Below are 18935 nucleotides of genomic sequence, written 5' to 3'. Positions count from 1 at the left end.
GGGTAGCGCATGGGTCGCGCTGGCATGGCAGGGAATTCCACGGGAGCCAACAGTGCCCGCAAGGAAGACGATTGAACCGCGAATTTTGCGCGCCTGGTTCCGAAGCGCCTCCCGGCTAGCGGCTGTTGCGTCTTCACCGGTCCATGCGGGCACGACGGCGCCGCTCAATTACTTTCTTCACGCGGCCGGTCCAGCCGCCAGTCCGACCCTGCGCCTCGGCTGGGTGATGGCCGCCATTTCCGTTCTGGTGACGCTAACCATTGCCGGACTGCTGATCGCGGCAATCGCGCGCCGACGGCCGCTGGCGCAAACGGAGCGCTTTAGCGCCGAAGCGGGCGGGATGCGCTGGATTTACATCGGCACCGGCGTGTCGTCGCTCGCGCTGCTCGCGATGCTCGTCGCCATTCTGGTGACGCTCGAGTCGGTCGCGTCGCCGGTCACGCATCCGCAACTGACGATCACGGTCACGGCCTACGACTGGTGGTGGAAAGTCGATTATGCCGACGACCCCGACCCGGCGCGTAACTTCAGCACCGCGAACGAAATCCATATCCCGGTCGGCACGCCGGTCAAAGTGCTACTGAAGAGCGCCGATGTCGTGCACGCGTTCTGGGTCCCGCAGCTCGCGGGCAAGACCCAGACTATCCCTGGGCAAACCAACGAGCAGTGGATTCAGGCAGATCGCGCAGGCGTCTATCGCGGCCAATGCTCGCAGTTTTGCGGCGCCCAGCATGCGCATATGGCTTTCGAAGTGGTCGCGCAAAACGTCGCGGACTTCAACGCCTGGCGCGCCGCGCAAGGCAAGCCGGCGGCGCCTGTCGGCGACGCTGCGCTGGTGGCCGGCCGGCATCTGTTCGCCGAGCGCTGTGCCGGCTGCCACACAATTCGCGGCACCGATGCCAATGGCCGGCAAGCGCCCGACCTCACGCATCTCGGCTCGCGCCGCGCGATCGCGGCGGCCACGCTCACCAATACGCCGTCTCATCTGCTGGACTGGATCGAGCACGCGCAACGTCTCAAACCCGACGCGCTGATGCCCGATATCGCGCTAACGAGCGGTGACGCAGCCGCGTTGTCGGCCTATCTGGCGACCTTGCATTAACGCCGTTGAAAACGAGGAGCGCGTTCCGATGTCCGATCATCCCGCGACTGCCGCAACGCCCGACGAACCACCAGGGAATTCGCCTCGCGACCCGAGCGGCCTGCCACTTGCGCGCATCCCGCAGCGCGGCCGGGTGGCGCGGGGCAGCATCGGGGAAAAACGTCTGCGCGAAATCTGGGAAACGCCGCCCGGCTGGCGCGGATGGCTCTCGACGGTGGATCATAAAACCATCGGCCTGCGCTATCTGGTCACCGCCTTTGTGTTTCTGCTGATGGGCGGCGTCGAAGCCCTGCTCATGCGCATCCAGCTCGCGCGGCCCAACGCAACCGTGCTCACGCCCGAGCAATACAACCAGCTCTTCACGATGCACGGCGTGACGATGATTTTCCTGTACGCGCTGCCGGTGCTGTCCGGGTTCTCGAACTATCTGTGGCCGCTCGTGCTCGGTTCGCGCGACATGGCGTTTCCGCGGCTCAATGCGCTTTCGTACTGGGTCTTTCTGTTTGCGGGCATTTTCCTGTATGCGAGCTTTCCGGCGGGACAGGCGCCGGATGCAGGCTGGTTCAACTATGCGCCGCTCTCGGGGCTCGAATACAGCACCGGGCCCAATATCGATGTCTACGCGCTCGGCATGGTGCTGCTCGGCATCTCGACCACGGTCGGCTCGATGAACTTCGTGGTGACCTTGTTGCGCATGCGCGCGCCGGGCATGTCGCTCGACCGGATGCCGGTGCTGGTGTGGGGCACGCTCACCGCGTCGGCCGGCAATCTGCTGGCGGTGCCTTCCGTGAGTCTCGCGTTCTTTCTGCTGTGGATGGACCGGCGTATCGGCACGCATTTCTTCGACGTGCTCAACGGCGGTCGTCCGCTGCTCTGGCAGCACCTGTTCTGGATCTTCGCGCACCCGTGGGTCTATGCGGTCGTGCTGCCGGCGATGGGCATCGTTTCAGACGCGCTGCCGGTGTTCTGCCGGCGTCCGCTGGTGGGCTACGGACCGGTGGCGCTCTCGACCGTCGCGACGATGGTGATCGGTTTCGTCGTGTGGATTCACCATATGTTCGCGACCGGCATACCGGCGCTGGCGCTGTCGTTTTTCGGCGCGGCGAGCATGGTGATCGCGATTCCGAGCGCGGTGGCCACCTTCGCGTGGATCGCGACGATCTGGACGGGCAGGCCGGTGTTCCGCGTGCCTTTCCTGTTCTTCGCGGGCTTCGTGCTGCTGTTCGTGGTGGGCGGGGTGTCCGGCGTGATGACGGCGGCCGTTCCGTTCGACTGGCAACTCACGGACACCTACTTCGTGGTCGCGCATCTGCATTACGTGCTGCTGGGCATCAACGTGTTTCCCGTGATCGGCGGCATCTATTTCTGGTTTCCCAAATTCACCGGCAGGATGATGAGCGAGCGGCTGGGCAAGATGGCCTTCTGGGTCCTGTTCGTGGGCTTCAACGTCGCGTTCTTTCCGATGCATATTGCCGGATTGCTCGGTATGCCGCGGCGTATCTACACCTATCCCGCCGACATGGGCTGGAACACGGTGAATTTCGTCACGTCGCTCGGCTCGTTCCTGTTCGCGGCGGGCGTATTGATGTTTCTGACCGATCTGCTGGTGAGCCTGAAAAGCGGCAAGCCCGCCGGCGACAATCCGTGGGATGCGCCCACGCTCGAATGGTCGGTCAGCTCGCCACCGCCGCCGTATAACTTCGCGGTCGTGCCGACGCTCGCGAGCCGTCATCCGTTGTGGGAAGGCCGCATCGACGAGCCCGGCGTCACCGTGCATATGCGCTCGCAACTCGACGAAGGCTATCTGCTGGCACAAGGCCGTGAAGCGCTCGGCACGACCGCACTCGAGGCGTTTCCCGATGTCATTCTGAAGATGCCCGGCGATTCGTACGCGCCATTCTGGCTCGCGGTGTTTGCGACCCTCGTGTTCACCGGGCTCGTGCTGGGCGCATGGATTTTCGCGGGCGCGATGGTGGCCGGCTGCGCGGTGTCGATCACGGCCTGGCTGTGGCCCGAACGTGCGCTGATCCAGCGCGAGCCGGACATGGTTCACGACGCGAGAGGCTGAGATGAGCGACGCGATCGATCTGAATCAGCCTCCCTCCGGGCCTGCCGAACCGCTGCGCGAATTGCCCGTTGGCAGCGCGGGCGAGCGCTCGGGCGGCTGGTGGGGGTGTCTCACGCTGATCGTCACCGAAGGGGCGCTGTTCGGCTATCTGATCTTTTCGTACCTGTATCTCGCCTCGCAAAGTTCGCAGCACTGGCCGCCGGAAGGTCTGCCGAAGCTCGGCCTCGGCATTGCGAATACCTTCATTCTGCTGTCGAGCAGCGTGTTTGTCTGGCTATGCGAGCGCCTGGTGCGACGCAGGCGGCTGCGATGGGCGGTCGCGTCGCTGGCGGTGGGCGTCGTGCTGGGCTGCGTGTTCGTCGGTATTCAGATGATCGAATGGCACGATCACCCTTACGGGCTGGCCACGCATCTTTACGGCTCGCTGTATTTCACGATCACCGGCTTCCACATGGCGCATGTGGTGGTCGGGATAATCGTGCTGCTATTCCTGCTGCTATGGACCGCGCTCGGCTACTTCGACGAAAAACGCTGCGCCGCGTTGACGATCGGCGGCCTCTACTGGCATTTCGTCGATGTCGTGTGGCTGTTCATTTTCAGCACGCTGTATCTGACGCCGTATCTCTTTCAGGGCGCATCATGGACCGGGACATGACTCTGCCCGACGGGTCGCACCCGGCCATGCGCTGGCTGCTGATCGGCCTGCTCGCCACGCCGCTCGCATGGCTTCTGCAGATGCTGAGCATGGAGACGCTGGCTGCGCAGGCCTGTTATCCGTTCAACCAGCCGCTATCCGCGCCGGTCGTTCCGTGGCTGCGTGCCGCGCTCGTCACGATCAGTGCAACGTGCCTGCTCGCGGGTACGGCCGGTAGCCTGATCGCGTGGCGCAATCTCCGGAAAACCGGCCCGAAAGAGTGGGGCGCCTTGAGCGGCGCGCGGCGTTCGCGCGCCGAACTGGAGAGGTTTCTGAGCCGCATCGCGATGATGTGCAGCACGTTGTTCCTGTTCGCGCTGATTGCGACGGATGTCGCATTGGCGCTCGTGTCGCCTTGCGGATGGTGGTGACGATGCGAACCCTCGGCGAGCAACCTGCCGCTCCGAGTGTCGTGCTGCGTTCGCGCTCGCTGAGGAGCGCGGGACTCATCGTGGCCGTTGTGTCGGCACTCGCGGTAAGCAGCACCGCGTGCAATGCGCAGGCACCGGCCATCGCGCCTGCCGGCAACGCGGCGATGAGGGCGACCGGCGGCGCGGTCAATGGCTCGGCCGACGCCGTTCAAATCGCTCGTGGCGCCTACCTTGCCCGAGCCGCCGACTGCGCCGGCTGCCACACGGCGGCGCCACGCGTGACCCAACCGGGCGCGAAGCCGATCCTCTCGCCGCCATTCGCCGGCGGCCTTGGCATGGCCTCGCCGTTCGGCACGATCTATTCGTCGAACATCACGCCCGAGCCGCATGTGGGCATCGGCAAATATAGCTACGACGATTTCGCGCACGCGCTGCGTGACGGCGTCGCGCCCGGCGGCAAGCGGCTATATCCGGCGATGCCGTATCCGTCGTTCGCCAGAATCCCGGACGACGACATGCACGCGCTGTACGACTACTTCATGCACGGCGTTCAGCCGGTGGCCGTCGCTGCGCCCGAGACCAGCCTGCCATTCCCGTTCAACCAGCGCTGGGCGCTGCTGTTCTGGGACTGGCTGTTCGTGCCGCACGGCCCATTCAGGCCGGAACCGGGCCGCGACGCGCAGTGGAACCGGGGCGCCTATCTGGTGCAGTCGCTCGGACACTGCGGAGCCTGCCACACGCCGCGCGGTCCCGCCTACGAAGAGCGCGGCTACAGCGAAACCAGCGCGGTCTATTTGACGGGCGGCACCAACGACCACTGGTTCGCGCCGAACCTGAGCGCCGATCCCGGCTCGGGTCTCGGCCGCTTTTCCGCCGCCGACATCGCCGCGTTCCTGAAGCTCGGCCACGGCGGCGGATTGATCGCGTTCGGCAGCATGGTCCAGGTCGTGGAGGACAGCACGCAATACATGAGCGACGCGGACCTCGCGGCCATCGCGGTTTATCTGAAGAGCCTTCCGCCGCGCGCGCAGAGCGGCTTTTTCAATGGAGACTCGCGTGCCGCGCAGCAAACTGCGCAAGCGCTGAGAACCGGCGAGGTCGAGCGACCCGGCGCGGGCATTTACGCGACTTATTGCGCGAGATGCCATCAGCCGAATGGGGCGGGTCTGGCGCCGAAGTATCCGCGCCTCGCGGGGAATCCGGCTGTGCTGTCCGCTTCGGCGACCTCGCTCGTGCGACTGCTGGTGGAAGGCGGCGGTAGTCCGCACACCGAAGCAGGACCCGAGCCGCGCAAGATGCCGCCCTTTGCCGGCAAGCTCGACGACCGCGAAATAGCCCATGTGCTGACGTTCATTCGCAATACGTGGGGCAATGCCGCGGCGCCGGTGACGGTTCGCGACGTGTCGAGCGTACGCAGCGCGTTGCATAAGTAGGGTGTCGTTCGTCGGTAAAGCGACCTGACCGGCCGACCGTTTGCCTTGCAATCGCGGAAACCCGATCGCGACCAAGCCGGAGTGCGAAGCGTCTGCGCGGGCAACGGAATCGCCGCGGCGGTGCCGTGCCGTAAGCGCAGCGCTCTTTCTGCGGGACCCTCAGCCGGGCAATACCGAGCCGCCTTGCTCCACGTACGCGCGCAGCAGATGATGGGCAATGGCGAACGGCTTGGGTGCCGACAGCCCGTGCGCATGCGTTCCCGCGAGCATTGCCGCGACCTCCTGGCGCGTGAACCAGCGAGCGTCTTCGAGTTCTTCAGTATCGACGACGATGTCGGTATCGCTTGCCTGTGCAAAGCAGCCAATCATCAGCGACGAAGGAAAGGGCCACGGCTGCGACGCGAAGTAGACAACCTGTTCGCACTTCAGGCGAGCCTCTTCCATTACTTCGCGGCGCACGGCGTCTTCCGCCGTCTCGCCCGGCTCAACGAAACCGGCAAGCGCCGAATACATGCCCGGGGCAAAATGGCGCTGGCGGCCGAGCAGACAACGTTCGCCGTCTATCACCAGCATGATCACGACTGGATCCACGCGGGGAAAATGGCGTGCGCCACAAACATCGCACGCGCGTTGCCAGCCCGCCATCGCGACGCGGCTCGCAGAGCCGCAGTTCGCGCAGAAAGCGTGGCGGCGATGCCAGTCGAGCATCGACTTCGCCTCCGCCAGTATGCCGAGCGTTCCCGCGGCGACGAGGCCCTGCTGCGCGAGCGAGCGAACGTCGATGCGCTCATGGCCGGTGCCTGGCAAAGGAGCCTCTGGCGCAAGGTCGAGCGCGAAGCCAAGCGCGAAGCGTCCGCTGCCGTCGGCGTCTTCCCCGAGGAAGACGCTATGCAACGGTTGGCCGAAGGCCGCGGTCTCGCTGGAGGCGAACCACGGGTCGTGCTCGCTGCCTCGCTTGAGCAGGGGCACGTCGCCGTCGAAGACGAGAAAACGCGCGGCCGGGTCGCTGCGCAGATGCTCGAGGTAGGCGTGGTCGTCCCGCTTGTCGGAGCGGCGCTCCAGCGGGTTGAGGTTAAAGCCGATGGACGCGGGAAGGGCGGTTATCACGGTCGTTGACAGAGGGACAGGAGGATCCGCAAGTATGGCACGGGGTTCAGTGCGCTCGCAGGCCGGGGTTCATGAGGATTCAGGCGGCATGGTATTTTTCGATCCGTCTGAAGCGCCGGTTTGGCGCCGCCAATGGGTTCTGCAACTCGCGTGACAAAGCACCCGCTAGAATTGCGGCTTTAGCCTGGAATACGCCAATGTCCTTTGCCTTGCTTGGCCTGATCGATCCTTTGCTGCGTAATGTGCAGGACCTCAATTACCAGACACCTACGCCGGTGCAGGTCAAGGCGATTCCTGCCGTGCTGGGCGGCAGGGACGTCATGGCTGCGGCACAGACCGGCACTGGCAAAACGGCGGGTTTTGCGCTGCCGCTATTGCAACGGCTGGTGCAACACGGCCCGGCAGTGTCCAGCAACCGCGCGCGTGTTCTGGTACTGGTGCCCACGCGTGAACTGGCCGAACAGGTGCTGCAAAGCTTTATCGATTACGGCAAAGGCCTCGACTTACGATTTCTGGCCGCCTATGGCGGCGTGAGCATCAACCCGCAGATGATGAAGCTGCGCAAAGGGGTGGATGTGCTCGTCGCTACGCCGGGCCGTTTGCTGGATCTCAATCGCCAGAACGCCGTGCAGTTAGATCAGGTGCAAACGCTGGTGCTGGATGAAGCCGACCGCATGCTGGATCTGGGCTTTGCGCGCGAGCTCAACGCCGTTTTTGCCGCGTTGCCCGTTCGGCGCCAGACCTTGCTGTTCTCCGCCACGTTCACCGACGATATCCGCGCGATGGCGGCGGGCATTCTGCGCGACCCGGTCAATATCAGCGTCAGCCCGCCCAATGCCACGGCCAGCAAGATCAGGCAGTGGGTGGTGACGGTGGACAAAAAGAACAAGCCCGACCTTTTCATGCACCTCGTGGCTGGGAACAACTGGCGGCACGCGCTGGTGTTCGTCAAAACCCGCAATGGCGTGGATTACCTGGCGGCCATGCTGGATGCAGCGGGCTATGCGGTCGACACCATCCACGGCGACAAACCGCAACCCGCGCGCCTGCGTGCGCTCGAACGTTTCAAGACGGGCGAAGTGCAGATGCTGGTAGCCACCGATGTGGCTGCGCGCGGTCTGGATATCGACGATCTGCCGCTGGTGATCAACGTCGATCTGCCGATCGTGGCGCAGGACTATGTGCACCGGATTGGCCGTACCGGCCGCGCGGGCGCCAGCGGCGTGGCGGTGTCGCTCGTGTGTGCCGATGAAGCGCCGCAACTGGCCGCGATTGAAGCACTGATCCGGCAAACGCTGCGCCGTGAAGAAGAACCGGGTTTTGAAGCGGAACACCGCGTGCCGCAAACCAGCGCGACGGGCGAGATCATCAGGAAGCCGAAAAAACCCAAGAAATCTAAAGTGCCGCAAGCTGCGCCGCGCGAGATGCAGGTACTCAGCAAAAAGCCGCACCCGCAACGTGGAGAAAACAAACCCAAGCTTGCGGCGCAACGCGCTGTGGCTGTGGGTAAGGACACGAGCCCGGTGAGCGGTAGCCCATTCAGTGTGCAGAAGCCGCGTAGCAAGGCCGCCGGCAAGCCGGTTGCGGGTTCACGTAAGCCGGCTGGCAAACCCGCTGGTGGGCGCGGTAAACGTCAATCGTGATTCGTGGGGGTGAGTGAGGCCAGCCCGGAACGGGTTGGCGGTTCGTTCAGGCGAAGCACAAGGATAGGAGGATCGGGCTTCTTCGGATTGAATCCTATATTTGACATAATATAAATTATCAACCTATTGTGTGTTACAGCAAAGTTGTAATGTCGTACCTGGGCAAAGTTCAGATGTCGTAGCTGGAGCCTTTTCGGCTCATGCTGGATGCCGGTTCTGACTGCCGGAGTCCATCGTGGCCCAACCCGGGACGATCACCATGACGATGCGCGAGGTAGACCGGCTCAGGATAATCCAGTCGCTGGCCGATGGCCTGCTGATGCCGTGGCAGGCCGCAGAGCGGCTTCATCTGAGCCGGCGCCAGGTTGAGCGGCTAACGCTGCGGTATCGCAGCCAGGGTGCTTCGGGACTGCTACCGCGGCGTCGGCGCGTCGTCGCGGATCAACTCGCGGCGCTTCAATTCCGCCCAGAACTCCGCCGGAATTTCAGCCCGGAAGGTTTGAAGATTGTCTTCCAGTTGAGCAACCGTGCGCACGCCCGGAATGTTGGTCGGAATGGCCGGATGACCGAGCACGAATTGCAGCGACGCTGCCTTCAGCGGCACCGAGAACTCGCGGCATACCTGCTCCATCTTGCGCACGCGTTCCAGAATGGCTTCCGGCGCGGGCGCGTAGTTATATTTCGCACCGGGCACCGCGCCCGTTGCGAGAATGCCGCTGTTGTAGCCGCCGCCGAGAATCACCGACACCTGTTTCTTCTCGCAAAGCGGCAGAAACCCGTCCAGCGCATCCTGTTCGAGCAGGGTGTAGCGACCCGCCAGCAGCAGGCAGTCGAAATCCTGCCGCCGAATCGCCTCGTGCGCGACCTGCCACTCGTTGACACCCAGCCCCACCGCTTTCACCACCCCTTCGTCACGCAGTTTAAGCAGGGCTTTCGACGCGCCCGCCATCGCGGCCTCGAACATCTCAGGCTGACGCTCACCGTGAGTAAAGACGTCGATGTCATGGATCAGCGCGATATCGATGTGCTCCAGCGCCAGTCGCTGCAGGCTGTCTTCGATCGAGCGCATCGTGCCGTCGTAGCTGTAATCGAAAACAGGCTCGAACGGCAGTCCGTCGACCCACGGCGCGAAGTCGATCTCGGCGCGCCTGCGTGGTTTCAGGAGCCGTCCGACCTTTGTCGACAGCACATACTGGTCGCGCGGATACCAGCGCAGTCCCTGCCCGCAGCGCACCTCGCTCAAGCCGTGGCCATACATCGGCGCGGTGTCGAAATAGCGCACGCCCGCGTCCCACGCTGCCTTGATGAGCGCTGCCGAATCCTCCTCGCTGACCGGCCTGAAGATGTTGCCGATCGGCGCCGCGCCGAAGCCCATCACGGTTGTTTCAAGCCCTGAACGTGGCCATTTCCGCTTTGCTACCGGATCCATCGTTGTCCCCTTTCAACAGTAAAGCAGCGTTTGATACTGAGCCAATACACTGCTCTCATTTGACCTTCGCAGCGGCGGCAAGCTTTCGCACGCCCTCTCTCGCATCCTCATTCGAGTTCATGAAATTGGTGACGACGTCGGTTATCGCACCGGCCGTCACCGAGGACTGAAGCTCACCAAACGCCAACGACGGCAGAAAGCCACCCGATTTGATCGTGGCAAGCTCATCCGTACGCGATTTTTTGGCACAGCTATCGAATTTGTCCATTGGCACATCGAGCCGAACTGGAATGGAACCCTTGTAGAGACTGAACTGCTGCTGGAAATCGACCGACATGATCGTTCTGGCAAGCGCGAGCTGCCCCGGCGTCGCCTCCTTTTTGCCGTTCTGCTGAAAGAACACGAATGCATCCGCCGTGTACGTATAGGCATTCGACGTGCCGGGCGCGGCCGCGCAGATATAGTCGACATCCGCCTTTTTGCTTGCGTTGGCGAACTCGCCTTTTGCCCAGTCGCCCATGAACTGCATGCCGCCCGAGCCTGAAATCACCATTGCCGTCGCGAGATTCCAGTCGCGGCCGTGATAGCCCTTATCGAAGTAAGTGCGGATCTTCTGGACGGTCTCGAACACCTGAACCATTTGTGGCGAAGTCAGCGTTTTCTGATCGAGATCGACGAGGGCTTTCCGGTAAAAGTCCGCGCCCTGGGACAGCACCACGGTCTCCCAGATTGTCATATCCTGCCAGGGCTGACCTCCATGCGCGACAGGCGTGATGCCGGCTGCGCGAAACTTGTCGGCGAGCGCGAAGAACTCCGGCCATGTGGTGGGCGGTGTACCGCCGACTTTGTCCAGGTCCGCCTTGTTGATCCACAACCAGTTGATTCGATGCACCGAGAACGGTGCAGCCACATAGTGACCGCCTGCCTTCATGGCACTGTCTATTTGCGCGGGCGTATGCGCTTTCCAATCGGTCGCGGCCTGATCGATCGTGACCAGCGACCCCTGCTCCGCCCAATCCTGGATCAGTGGCCCCTTGATCTGCGCCGCCGAAGGCGCGTTGCCCGAGATGACCTGCGTCTTCAGCGCGGTCATGGCCGCCGCGCCCGCGCCCCCCGCAATCGCAAAGTCTTTCCACTCGTAGCCCTGTTTGCTCATATCGTCCTTGAGCACGCGGATCGCTTTCGATTCGCCGCCGGAGGTCCACCAGTGCAGCACCGAGAGCTGTTCGGCGGCAAATGCCGCCTGCGTTCCAGCCATGAGCAGCGTGACAGCCGTCGCAACCGACGTCAGTGATCGTTTCATTGCAGTCTCCGAATTTTTCGTTATGGTTGGACGACGCATGCGCAATCAGAATGACTGCGCGTGCGTGCCCATGTCAGCTACAGATCGAACCCGAGTTGCGCCCTGCCAAGCGGCGTCAGGTCCTTGGCCGTGGCGCGGCCGGTGAAATCGACTTCAAAATGGTCGGTTGGAAAATCAGGCGGGCTTTCGCCCTTCAGGAAGCTCGGCAATTGACGCTTCAGGTAAGCATCGTTTTTTGCGCACGCGGGGACCGAGGCGATGTACATCACATTGCTGTAACCCGAGCCCTTATGCTCGTCTTCGACCGCATGGATGACGTCGCTGTGCCAGAACACGGTGTCGCCCGCTTCCATTCCGGGAATCGACGACAACGCCTCGAACAGCGGCGCATGAAATTCCGGCTTGATCGAGAGCGCGCGTCCGGGCATCGCCCCGCACAGATCGTCTTCCGCGACATCGTCCTGAAGCGCGCGCAGCAGGATATACACCATCGAATTGGCAATGGGGACGAGTTGCAGCGTACCGTCGCCGGGGCCTTGCGGCGTCAAGGCGGTCCAGCCCTGAAAGGTGCGGAACATCGAACAGACCGCCGGCGAAGCGATCTCCTCGACATCGGTCCGGAACGCCGCATCGAACGCATCGTAGTGGCGCCAATTGCCGGCAAACACGTGGCGGTACACCTTGCGGAAATTGCTCTCGATCCAGCGCTCGACCGACCCGCCGTCGCAATGCGCGGACAAGCCGAGCGACGCCGAGCCCGGCGGCCGGCGACGCAAACGGTCGGCATAGACAGGCACATGCTCCGGATCGAAATGGACGCGCCCGTCGCTCTCATTGCGCCACAGTTTGTTGAGGAACACGCGCGCGGCGGTCAGCGATTCCGACTGACGGGCCAGCACTTGCGGCTTCGACCAGTACACGCCATAGATCTGCGGCTTGCTGGAGGCCAACTGGCCGAAGTATTTGTCCTCGGCGCGGTTTTCGAGGTGTTTGTCGAGGTTATTGGTCTCGACATAGCGGGCAATGTCCTGGTCCCAACCCTGCACGAGTGCGCGCGGAAACACCTGACGAATGACGCATGCGCCCCGCGCTTTAACGAGCGCGATCTGGTCCGGCGTGACGCGTTGTGCGGTTATGTCTGAAAACTGGATCTCGGGAATGACGTCTTCTCCACGATCCCGCTGGGCGGCAATTCGCTTTGCCTCGGCGATGATCGCCGCTTCGACTTCGGCGAACACTTCCCGGTAGTTCGGCAAGGCCGCGCGCAACTCCTTTTTTGCTTGCCGGATTGCGCCTGGCAAGTCGTCGATTTTCAACGCCATGAATGTCTCCGTATGAATTTCGTATGCGCTAGGATATGCCGCGCATGCGAGCCTTGGTGATACTATTCAGGCAATTCATTTGCGTTTTCGGCCATGAAACCAGCCTATGAACACGTCGAGTTTGGCAAGGACAGTTCGGTCCGGGTTTACCATCGGCGGCTGCCGCGTATTCCGTTCGAGTGGCATCACCACCCGGAGTACGAGCTGACGTTGACCATGAACAGTCATGGCAAGCGCTACATCGGCGACTCGGTCAACGACTATGAGGCCGAGGATCTCGTTCTCGTGCCGCCGGATTTGCCGCATACGTGGGCGTCGAATCGCTCGATCGAGCCGTCCTCGCCGCAAGTCGCCATCGTTATCTGGTTCGACGGCGATTGGGCGCGGCGTATGGCGGACTGTTGCCGCGAATATGAACCGTTGCGCAAGCTGTTGCGCAGGGCCGCATGTGGGCTGGCGTTCGAACCGCCTGCGGGTGAATGGATGCGCGGTCGCCTGGAGCAATTGCTGTCGAACGTGGCGCGCGAGCGCCTGAGCGCCGCGCTCGATATTCTATGCACGCTCGCTGACGCGCCGGGTCAGCCGCTCGCTTCGCCAAGTGCGTTCAATCAGGCGAGCATGGGTCCGTCCGGCCACGAGCCCGAACAGATCAACCGCGTGCTTTCGATGATCGACGCGCGCTTTGCCGAACCGCTGCGGCTGTCGGATCTCTGCGCGGCGGCCAGCCTGTCGGAGCGCACGCTCACGCGTTACTTCGTTCAACATATCGGCGAGAGCGTGGGCCGGTATATCGCCCGCGTTCGCATTGGACACGCATGCCGGATGCTGGCCGACACCTCCCTGCCCGTTGCCGTGATCGCCGCGCGCTCCGGCTTCGCGAACGTCGCCAATTTCAACCGGCAGTTCAAGGCTGCGAAGCAAACAACGCCGGCTGAATTCCGGCGGCAGTTCGCGACTGCGGGTTCGGCAGATCAGGACGCAACGGCGCGCTTGACCGAACGCTCGCCTTCCCTTCAACGAAAGCGAAAATCGTCAGGCAAAAATCGCGAGGCGAGCGCTTCGTAGCGGCCGGCCTGAGCGCTCCTGCGCTGCACGTCCCGCTTATTGTCCTGGCTCGGCAAGACGTGGTCCTGCTGGACCGGAAGACCGGAACACTTCCTCGAGCGTTGCGATCGCCTGGGGAGCGAGGCGGAGCGCAACGCGGACTTTCTCAGGATCGGGGGGTGCTCAGGGATACTGACGATCGGCCGGCGCGGCAATGGCCAACCGATCCATGACACGAGGCGGCGCCGATTTCACGCCTAGAATTTCGGATGACATTCGAAGTTCATGGATGACCCATGCTCCGTCATCGTCTGCACGCCGCTGACGGTTTCCATCGTCACACTGGTCTGCATGCCGCGACGCTCGCAGTAATCGCGCGCCTGGTTCATGGCCTGTTCATGCGCGCGGGCCCACGCCAGCCGCCCGCCGGTCGCGCTTGCCGCGACCGCGTAGGTATTGGGCTTGCCGGTGGCCACTACGTCGCTGGATGACGCGCATCCCACCAGACTCGCGCACGCCACAATCGCCGCGACGGCCCCGCGCGCGCGCCGCGACAACGGGGATCGCCCGCTGGGCACGCCGGATGTCGCCGCGTCTTCGCGCTTGCGGCCTGAAACCGTGTTGAACATGTATCACCTGCACATCATTGCGGATTAACCGGTAGTGAATTATCCGCAATCGCGTGCAAGAGATCAGCCTCACCATCTGAAAACACTGTTGCTTGCGCCTGAACAATCCGGTCCGGCACAGTCGTTGCTGACAGTGGTTCATGTGAGCGCAGCGCGGCTCGTTCTCCGGAGTATGCAGACATGCCCGACCATCGACCTATCCCGCCGAGACCTGCCCTTGCGACCGACGCGCGCGGCCTGATCGGCAATATGAAAACGACGGCGCTGGTTTCGCTGCGCGGCTCGATCGACTTCATGTGTTTTCCGCGCATCGACTCGCCGGCGATTTTCGCCGGCCTGCTCGAACCGTCGCGCGGCGGCGCCTTTTCGATCGCGCCCACCTGCGAAGCCGCCAACGTCAAACAGATGTATCTACCGGACACCAATGTCCTGTTGACGCGTTTCATGACGCCCGAAGGCGTGTGCGAACTGATGGACTTCATGCCGGTGCCGAGAGATGACGGCAAGCTCAGCGCCGATGCGCCGTTGCCGAATTGCGTGATCCGCGTCGCACGGATGGTGCATGGGCGCATGGCGTTCACGATGCGTTGCGAACCGCGCTTCGACTACGCGGACGGCACGCACACGGCGCATATCCTCGAAGACGGAGCGGTGGAATTTCACGCCGAAACTAACGCCGACAGCGGCAGCGGAATGCAGTTGCGCCTGAACAGCACCCTGCCCCTCGCACTCGACGGCAACGCGGCGCACGCCGGATTCGAACTCCAGCATGGAGAGTCGGCCGGTTTTGCTTTCGGCGACGCCGCCGGCTTGCGCGACAAGTCATTCGACTGCGAAGCGGCGCTCGCCGATACGATGCAGTACTGGCGAAGCTGGTCGGCGCAATCGACCTATCGCGGCCGCTACCGCGAAGTCGTGATGCGCTCGGCGCTGACCTTGAAGCTGCTCAGTTCCAGCGAGCACGGCGCGATCGTGGCCGCGCCGACCTTCGGTCTGCCCGAAGCGCTCGACGGTTCGCGCCGCTGGGACTATCGCTTCACCTGGATTCGCGACGCCGCGTTCTCCGTGTACGCGCTGCTGCGTCTCGGCTATACCGGCGAGGCGCGGCATTTCATGAAGTGGATCGCCGAGCGCAGCCGTCACTGCGACTCGGACGGCTCGCTGAACGTCATGTACACCGTCGATGGCAGGAAGCCGCCCGCGGAAACCGAAGTCGCGTCGCTGGCGAACGGCGACGGCGACGGCGCCGCGGGCGCGCCGCTCGTCGGCAACGCCGCGCGCGAACAGATCCAGCTCGACGTGTACGGCGCGCTGCTCGACGCAATCTATCTGTACAACAAGTACGGCGCCGCGATCTCTCACGAAGGCTGGCGCGACGTCACGCGCACCGTCGATTACGTGGTCGAACACTGGCGCGAACCGGACCACGGCATCTGGGAGTTTCGCAACGGCCTGCGGCCCCTGCTGCACTCGCGGCTCATGTGCTGGGTCACGGTGGACCGCGCGTTGCGTCTGGCGGAAAAGCGTTCGCTGCCCGCGCCGCTGAAACGCTGGTTCGACACCCGCGACGCGATCCGCGCCGACATCCACGAGCACTTCTGGAACGACGAACTGGGCGCGTTCGTGCAGACGCCGGATTCGAAGCGGCTCGATGCGTCCGCACTGATGATGCCGCTCGTGCGCTTTATCGGCCCGACCGATCCGCGCTGGCTCGGCACGCTCGACGCGATTGGCGGCGAACTCAAGGTGGACCCGCTGATCTTCCGCTACACGCGAGGCTCGACGCTCGACGGCCTGCCCGGCATAGAAGGCGGTTTCAGCGCCTGTTCGTTCTGGTACGCGGAAGCGCTGGCGCGCGCCGGCCGCGTGGACGAAGGCCGGCTCGTGTTCGAGAAGATGCTCGCGTACGCCAATCACGTCGGCCTGTTCTCCGAGGAAGTGGCAACCAGCGGCGAGGCGCTCGGCAATTTTCCGCAGGCTTTGACGCACCTGGCGCTGATCAGCGCCGCGTATCAGCTCGATCGCAATCTCGACAAGGTGCACATTCCGTGGACGTGACGAGCACGGCGTGCGGCGCAAAAACGTCCGCAATCGGACCTCGGCGCCGGCTCTGCGTCGACATCGTGCCAGCTTCGCACCTCAAGGCGAGCTGCCGCCGTTCGTCGACGTTCCCGGCAACGCGTTGGCCGGGCTGCCGGCGTCCGGCGGCACCACATCGTCGGGCGTGGGCGTCGGCGCCAACGCCGGCTCGCCGCCGCCGCGCGCTTCACCGTCGACCGCCCCGCTCGCTGCTGCCGGCGCTGAACCCGGCGCGGACCCCGGCGCCTGAAGCAACGGCGGTTGCGGGATGTCACGCGGCTCCGCCAACGTAGCGGACGCCGACGGCTCCACGGGCACCGCAGGAGCACTAGCCGGCGCGCGCCGCGTCGTACCGCGCGGCGCAACCGGCGCCTCCGGCCTGGCCGGCGGCGACGACGCGAACAGGTTCCCGAACCACGCGCGCAACCTGGCCGAACGCTCGGCAAACCACCCCGGCTCCTGGTCGGTCGCGAACTTGACGCGCGTATCGATCAGCCTCGAGCGCTGCGCGCGCTGGAAGAAATCGCCGACGATCGGCAGCGCGCTGTGCGCCCCCTGCCCCCAATAGTCGCTGCGCAAGGTCACGCGGCTGTCGTTGAAGCCGACCCACGCGCCCGCCACGAGTTGCGGATGGATCAGGATGAACCAGCCGTCCGCATTGCCCTGCGTCGTCCCCGTCTTGCCGGCGACGTCGCCGCGCACGCCGAAGCGGCTGCGAATGCTCGACCCCGTGCCGCGGTTCACCACGTCGCGCATGACGTCGATGAGCATCCGGTCGGCATCGGCGGAGAGTTCCTGTTTGGGCGGCACCGGCGCGAACTCGGCCAGCACGTCGCCCTTGCGGTCCTCGATACGCGTGACCATCACCGGTTCCACGTAGCCGCCCAGATTGGCGATCGTGCCGTAGGCCGAGACCATCTCCTTCAGCGTGACGGGGCTCGTGCCGAGCGCGAGCGACGGCACCGGGTCCAGCTCGCTGTCGCGCACGCCCATCGCGCGGGCGAGGCGCGCGACCTTGTTCGGCCCGACCGTTTCCATCAACTGCGCGGTGATCCGGTTGCGCGAATACGCGAGGCCGTCGCGCAGGCTGATCTTGCGATCGCTCGGCTCGTCCTCGTCGCCCGGACGCCAGACTTCGCCGCCTGCCAGCGGGATCTCCACGGGCTTGTCCACGAAGGTATCGGTAGGCTTGGCGCCCGCCTCGAACGCGGCCGCGTAGACGAACGGCTTGAAGGTCGAACCCGGCTGGCGCCGCGCCTGCTGGACGTGGTCGAACGGATCCTGGCTGAAGTCGCGGCTGCCCACCCATGCCCGGATCTGGCCGTTGCGCGGGTCCATTGCCAGAAAGTCCGCCTGCACGCGCGTCTTGGATTCGCACAGCGACTTTACGAGCTCGCGGTCGGACGAGACGCGCTTGAGCGCGTCGTCGTCGCTCAGGCCCGCGTCTTTGGCGGCGCGGTAATCCGGCGTTTCGCGCAGAAAAGTCTGCAGCAGGTCGCGCCCGTTCGAGCAGCCCGCGCGCGTGCCCCACACCGAGTTGGCGATGCCCTGCAACTGGTTGCCCTGCAAGGTGACCGCCTGGGTGGCCATAGTCTGCAGACGCGAATCGATGGTGGTGCGCACCACCAACCCGTCGGCGTACATGTTGTAGTCGTTGCGATCCGCCCATGACGCCAGCCACTTGCGCAATTGCTGCGCGAAGTGCGGCGCCGGACCCGGCGGCTCGGTCTGGCGCTCGAAATCGATGCGCAGCGGTTTGCGGCTGAGCGTGGCGTAGGCCGCCGGCGTCAGCTTGCCGTACTTGACCATCTGGCCGAGCACCGTATTGCGCCGCTGCAACGCGCGTTCGGGGTTCAGCACCGGGTTGTAGTAGCTATTGCCTTTCAGCATGCCGGTGAGCGTGGCGCTTTCCAGCACGGTCAGATCGGAGGCCGATTTGTCGAAATAGGTGCGGGCCGCCATCTCGATGCCGTACGCGTTATAGAGGAACGGCACCGTGTTCAGGTAAGTCTCGAGAATCTCGTCCTTGGTGTAGAGCGCCTCGATCTTGAAGGCGGTGATCGCTTCCTTGAGCTTGCGCGTGAGCGTCGGCGCGCGGCCGATCTCGTCGGGATAAAGATTGCGGGCGAGCTGCTGGGTGATGGTCGAGCCGCCCTGCCGGTCGCCGGAAAACGTATGCAGCGCGGCCGAGGCGGTGCGCCGCCAGTCGAGGCCCCAATGCTGGTAGAAACGGTGATCTTCGGTGGCGATCAGCGCGTTTACCACGTTCGGCGAGATGTCCCTGAGTTTGACCCACTCGCGGTTGGAGGGCTTGAATTCCGCCAGCAGCTTGCCGTCCGCCGACAGGATCTGCGCCGGCTGCTCGACCTTGGCCTTGCGGATGTCGCCGATGCCCGGCGTGAACGGAATCAGGATCAGCACATACAGGACGAACAGCAGCGGAAGCGCGGCGCAGGCCTTCAGCACGCCGCGCCGGGTCGGATGGCGCAAGTGCCACAGGGCCTGGGCGATCAGCGGGTTCGCCAGGGTCAGCCCTTTTTCAAGGGTCTCCAGCAATGAGGGGATCAGGCGCTTCACACTAGCTCGTAGTCGGCTTGGAAAGGCGCAATCCTACCAAGATGCGCGGCGGCGGCCGATTTTTGTAGTCACGGAGCGTTGTGGGCGCGGCGCAAGCCGCAAACCGGCGCGGCGCGCCCGCAACAATCGAGGCC

14 protein-coding genes and 1 pseudogene are annotated in these 18935 nt (G+C 64.1%); 9 read left to right on the top strand and 6 right to left on the bottom strand.

Annotated elements, in window-relative coordinates; translation table 11 throughout:
- Positions 1 to 85 precede the first annotated feature (85 nt).
- From coxB to BXE_RS11125, 5 genes are read left to right on the top strand one after another with little or no spacing between them, the layout of a single operon-like run.
- Entirely contained in the window at positions 86 to 1102 is a 1017-nt protein-coding gene (gene coxB / locus BXE_RS11145; RefSeq protein WP_011488400.1) for a cytochrome c oxidase subunit II, read from the top strand.
- A 28-nt stretch (positions 1103 to 1130) separates the two neighbouring features.
- A complete protein-coding gene (gene ctaD / locus BXE_RS11140) occupies positions 1131 to 3170 on the top strand; it encodes a cytochrome c oxidase subunit I (protein WP_011488399.1) in 2040 nt (679 codons plus the stop codon).
- Position 3171: 1 nt separating this feature from the next.
- The gene (locus tag BXE_RS11135; RefSeq protein WP_011488398.1) at positions 3172 to 3825 is read left to right on the top strand and encodes a cytochrome c oxidase subunit 3; all 654 of its coding nucleotides are present in this window, start codon (positions 3172 to 3174) and stop codon (positions 3823 to 3825) included.
- Positions 3822 to 4235, top strand: coding sequence for a hypothetical protein (locus BXE_RS11130; protein ID WP_233518786.1), 414 nt, complete (start codon positions 3822 to 3824; stop codon positions 4233 to 4235). The genes BXE_RS11135 and BXE_RS11130 overlap by 4 nt, the downstream gene beginning before the upstream one ends.
- Before the next feature lie 2 nt (positions 4236 to 4237).
- Complete coding sequence (locus BXE_RS11125; protein WP_011488396.1) at positions 4238 to 5668, top strand: cytochrome c; 1431 nt, start codon at positions 4238 to 4240, stop codon at positions 5666 to 5668.
- 159 nt (positions 5669 to 5827) lie between these two features.
- Here the strand turns inward: BXE_RS11125 and nudC are convergent, their stop codons facing one another.
- Positions 5828 to 6775, bottom strand: a complete 948-nt coding sequence (nudC, locus tag BXE_RS11120; RefSeq protein WP_011488395.1) for an NAD(+) diphosphatase — start codon at positions 6773 to 6775, stop codon at positions 5828 to 5830.
- A 197-nt stretch (positions 6776 to 6972) separates the two neighbouring features.
- Here nudC and BXE_RS11115 point away from each other — a divergent pair, with 197 nt between their 5' ends.
- Together BXE_RS11115 and BXE_RS47875 are read left to right on the top strand one after the other, a co-directional pair.
- Positions 6973 to 8418 (top strand): DEAD/DEAH box helicase, encoded by a 1446-nt coding sequence (locus BXE_RS11115; RefSeq protein WP_038457933.1) that lies wholly within the window; start codon positions 6973 to 6975, stop codon positions 8416 to 8418.
- Positions 8419 to 8677: 259 nt separating this feature from the next.
- Positions 8678 to 8821, top strand: a pseudogene (locus tag BXE_RS47875) (helix-turn-helix domain-containing protein); the annotation flags it as partial.
- Positions 8822 to 8830: 9 nt separating this feature from the next.
- Here the strand turns inward: BXE_RS47875 and BXE_RS47200 are convergent.
- From BXE_RS47200 to BXE_RS11100, 3 genes are all read right to left on the bottom strand, one after another.
- Complete coding sequence (locus BXE_RS47200) at positions 8831 to 9847, bottom strand: aldo/keto reductase (RefSeq protein ID WP_011488393.1); 1017 nt, start codon at positions 9845 to 9847, stop codon at positions 8831 to 8833.
- Between the two features lie 55 nt (positions 9848 to 9902).
- A complete protein-coding gene (locus BXE_RS11105; protein WP_011488392.1) occupies positions 9903 to 11150 on the bottom strand; it encodes an ABC transporter substrate-binding protein in 1248 nt (415 codons plus the stop codon).
- Between the two features lie 77 nt (positions 11151 to 11227).
- Positions 11228 to 12472 carry a DUF1479 domain-containing protein gene (locus BXE_RS11100; RefSeq protein WP_011488391.1) on the bottom strand — a complete coding sequence of 415 codons (1245 nt, stop codon included), beginning with the start codon at positions 12470 to 12472 and terminating at the stop codon, positions 11228 to 11230.
- 93 nt (positions 12473 to 12565) lie between these two features.
- Here BXE_RS11100 and BXE_RS11095 point away from each other — a divergent pair, with 93 nt between their 5' ends.
- The gene (locus tag BXE_RS11095) at positions 12566 to 13537 is read left to right on the top strand and encodes a helix-turn-helix domain-containing protein (protein ID WP_011488390.1); all 972 of its coding nucleotides are present in this window, start codon (positions 12566 to 12568) and stop codon (positions 13535 to 13537) included.
- Between the two features lie 236 nt (positions 13538 to 13773).
- On the opposite strand, the gene BXE_RS11090 is transcribed toward BXE_RS11095, so the two are convergent.
- Positions 13774 to 14145: a hypothetical protein gene (locus BXE_RS11090; RefSeq protein ID WP_011488388.1), complete on the bottom strand. Its 372-nt coding sequence runs from the start codon at positions 14143 to 14145 to the stop codon at positions 13774 to 13776.
- 180 nt (positions 14146 to 14325) lie between these two features.
- Between BXE_RS11090 and BXE_RS11085 the strand changes: the two genes are divergently transcribed.
- On the top strand, positions 14326 to 16203 hold the full coding sequence (locus BXE_RS11085) for a glycoside hydrolase family 15 protein (RefSeq protein WP_011488387.1): 1878 nt from the start codon (positions 14326 to 14328) through the stop codon (positions 16201 to 16203).
- Between the two features lie 81 nt (positions 16204 to 16284).
- Here the strand turns inward: BXE_RS11085 and BXE_RS11080 are convergent, their stop codons facing one another.
- On the bottom strand, positions 16285 to 18801 hold the full coding sequence (locus tag BXE_RS11080) for a penicillin-binding protein 1A (protein WP_011488386.1): 2517 nt from the start codon (positions 18799 to 18801) through the stop codon (positions 16285 to 16287).
- Positions 18802 to 18935 lie beyond the last annotated feature (134 nt).

This window comes from Paraburkholderia xenovorans LB400 (genome assembly GCF_000013645.1).
In the GTDB taxonomy this organism is placed as follows: Bacteria; Pseudomonadota; Gammaproteobacteria; order Burkholderiales; family Burkholderiaceae; genus Paraburkholderia; species Paraburkholderia xenovorans.
Note: the sequence above shows the minus strand (reverse complement) of the source record. Positions and strands in the feature narration are given on the sequence as shown.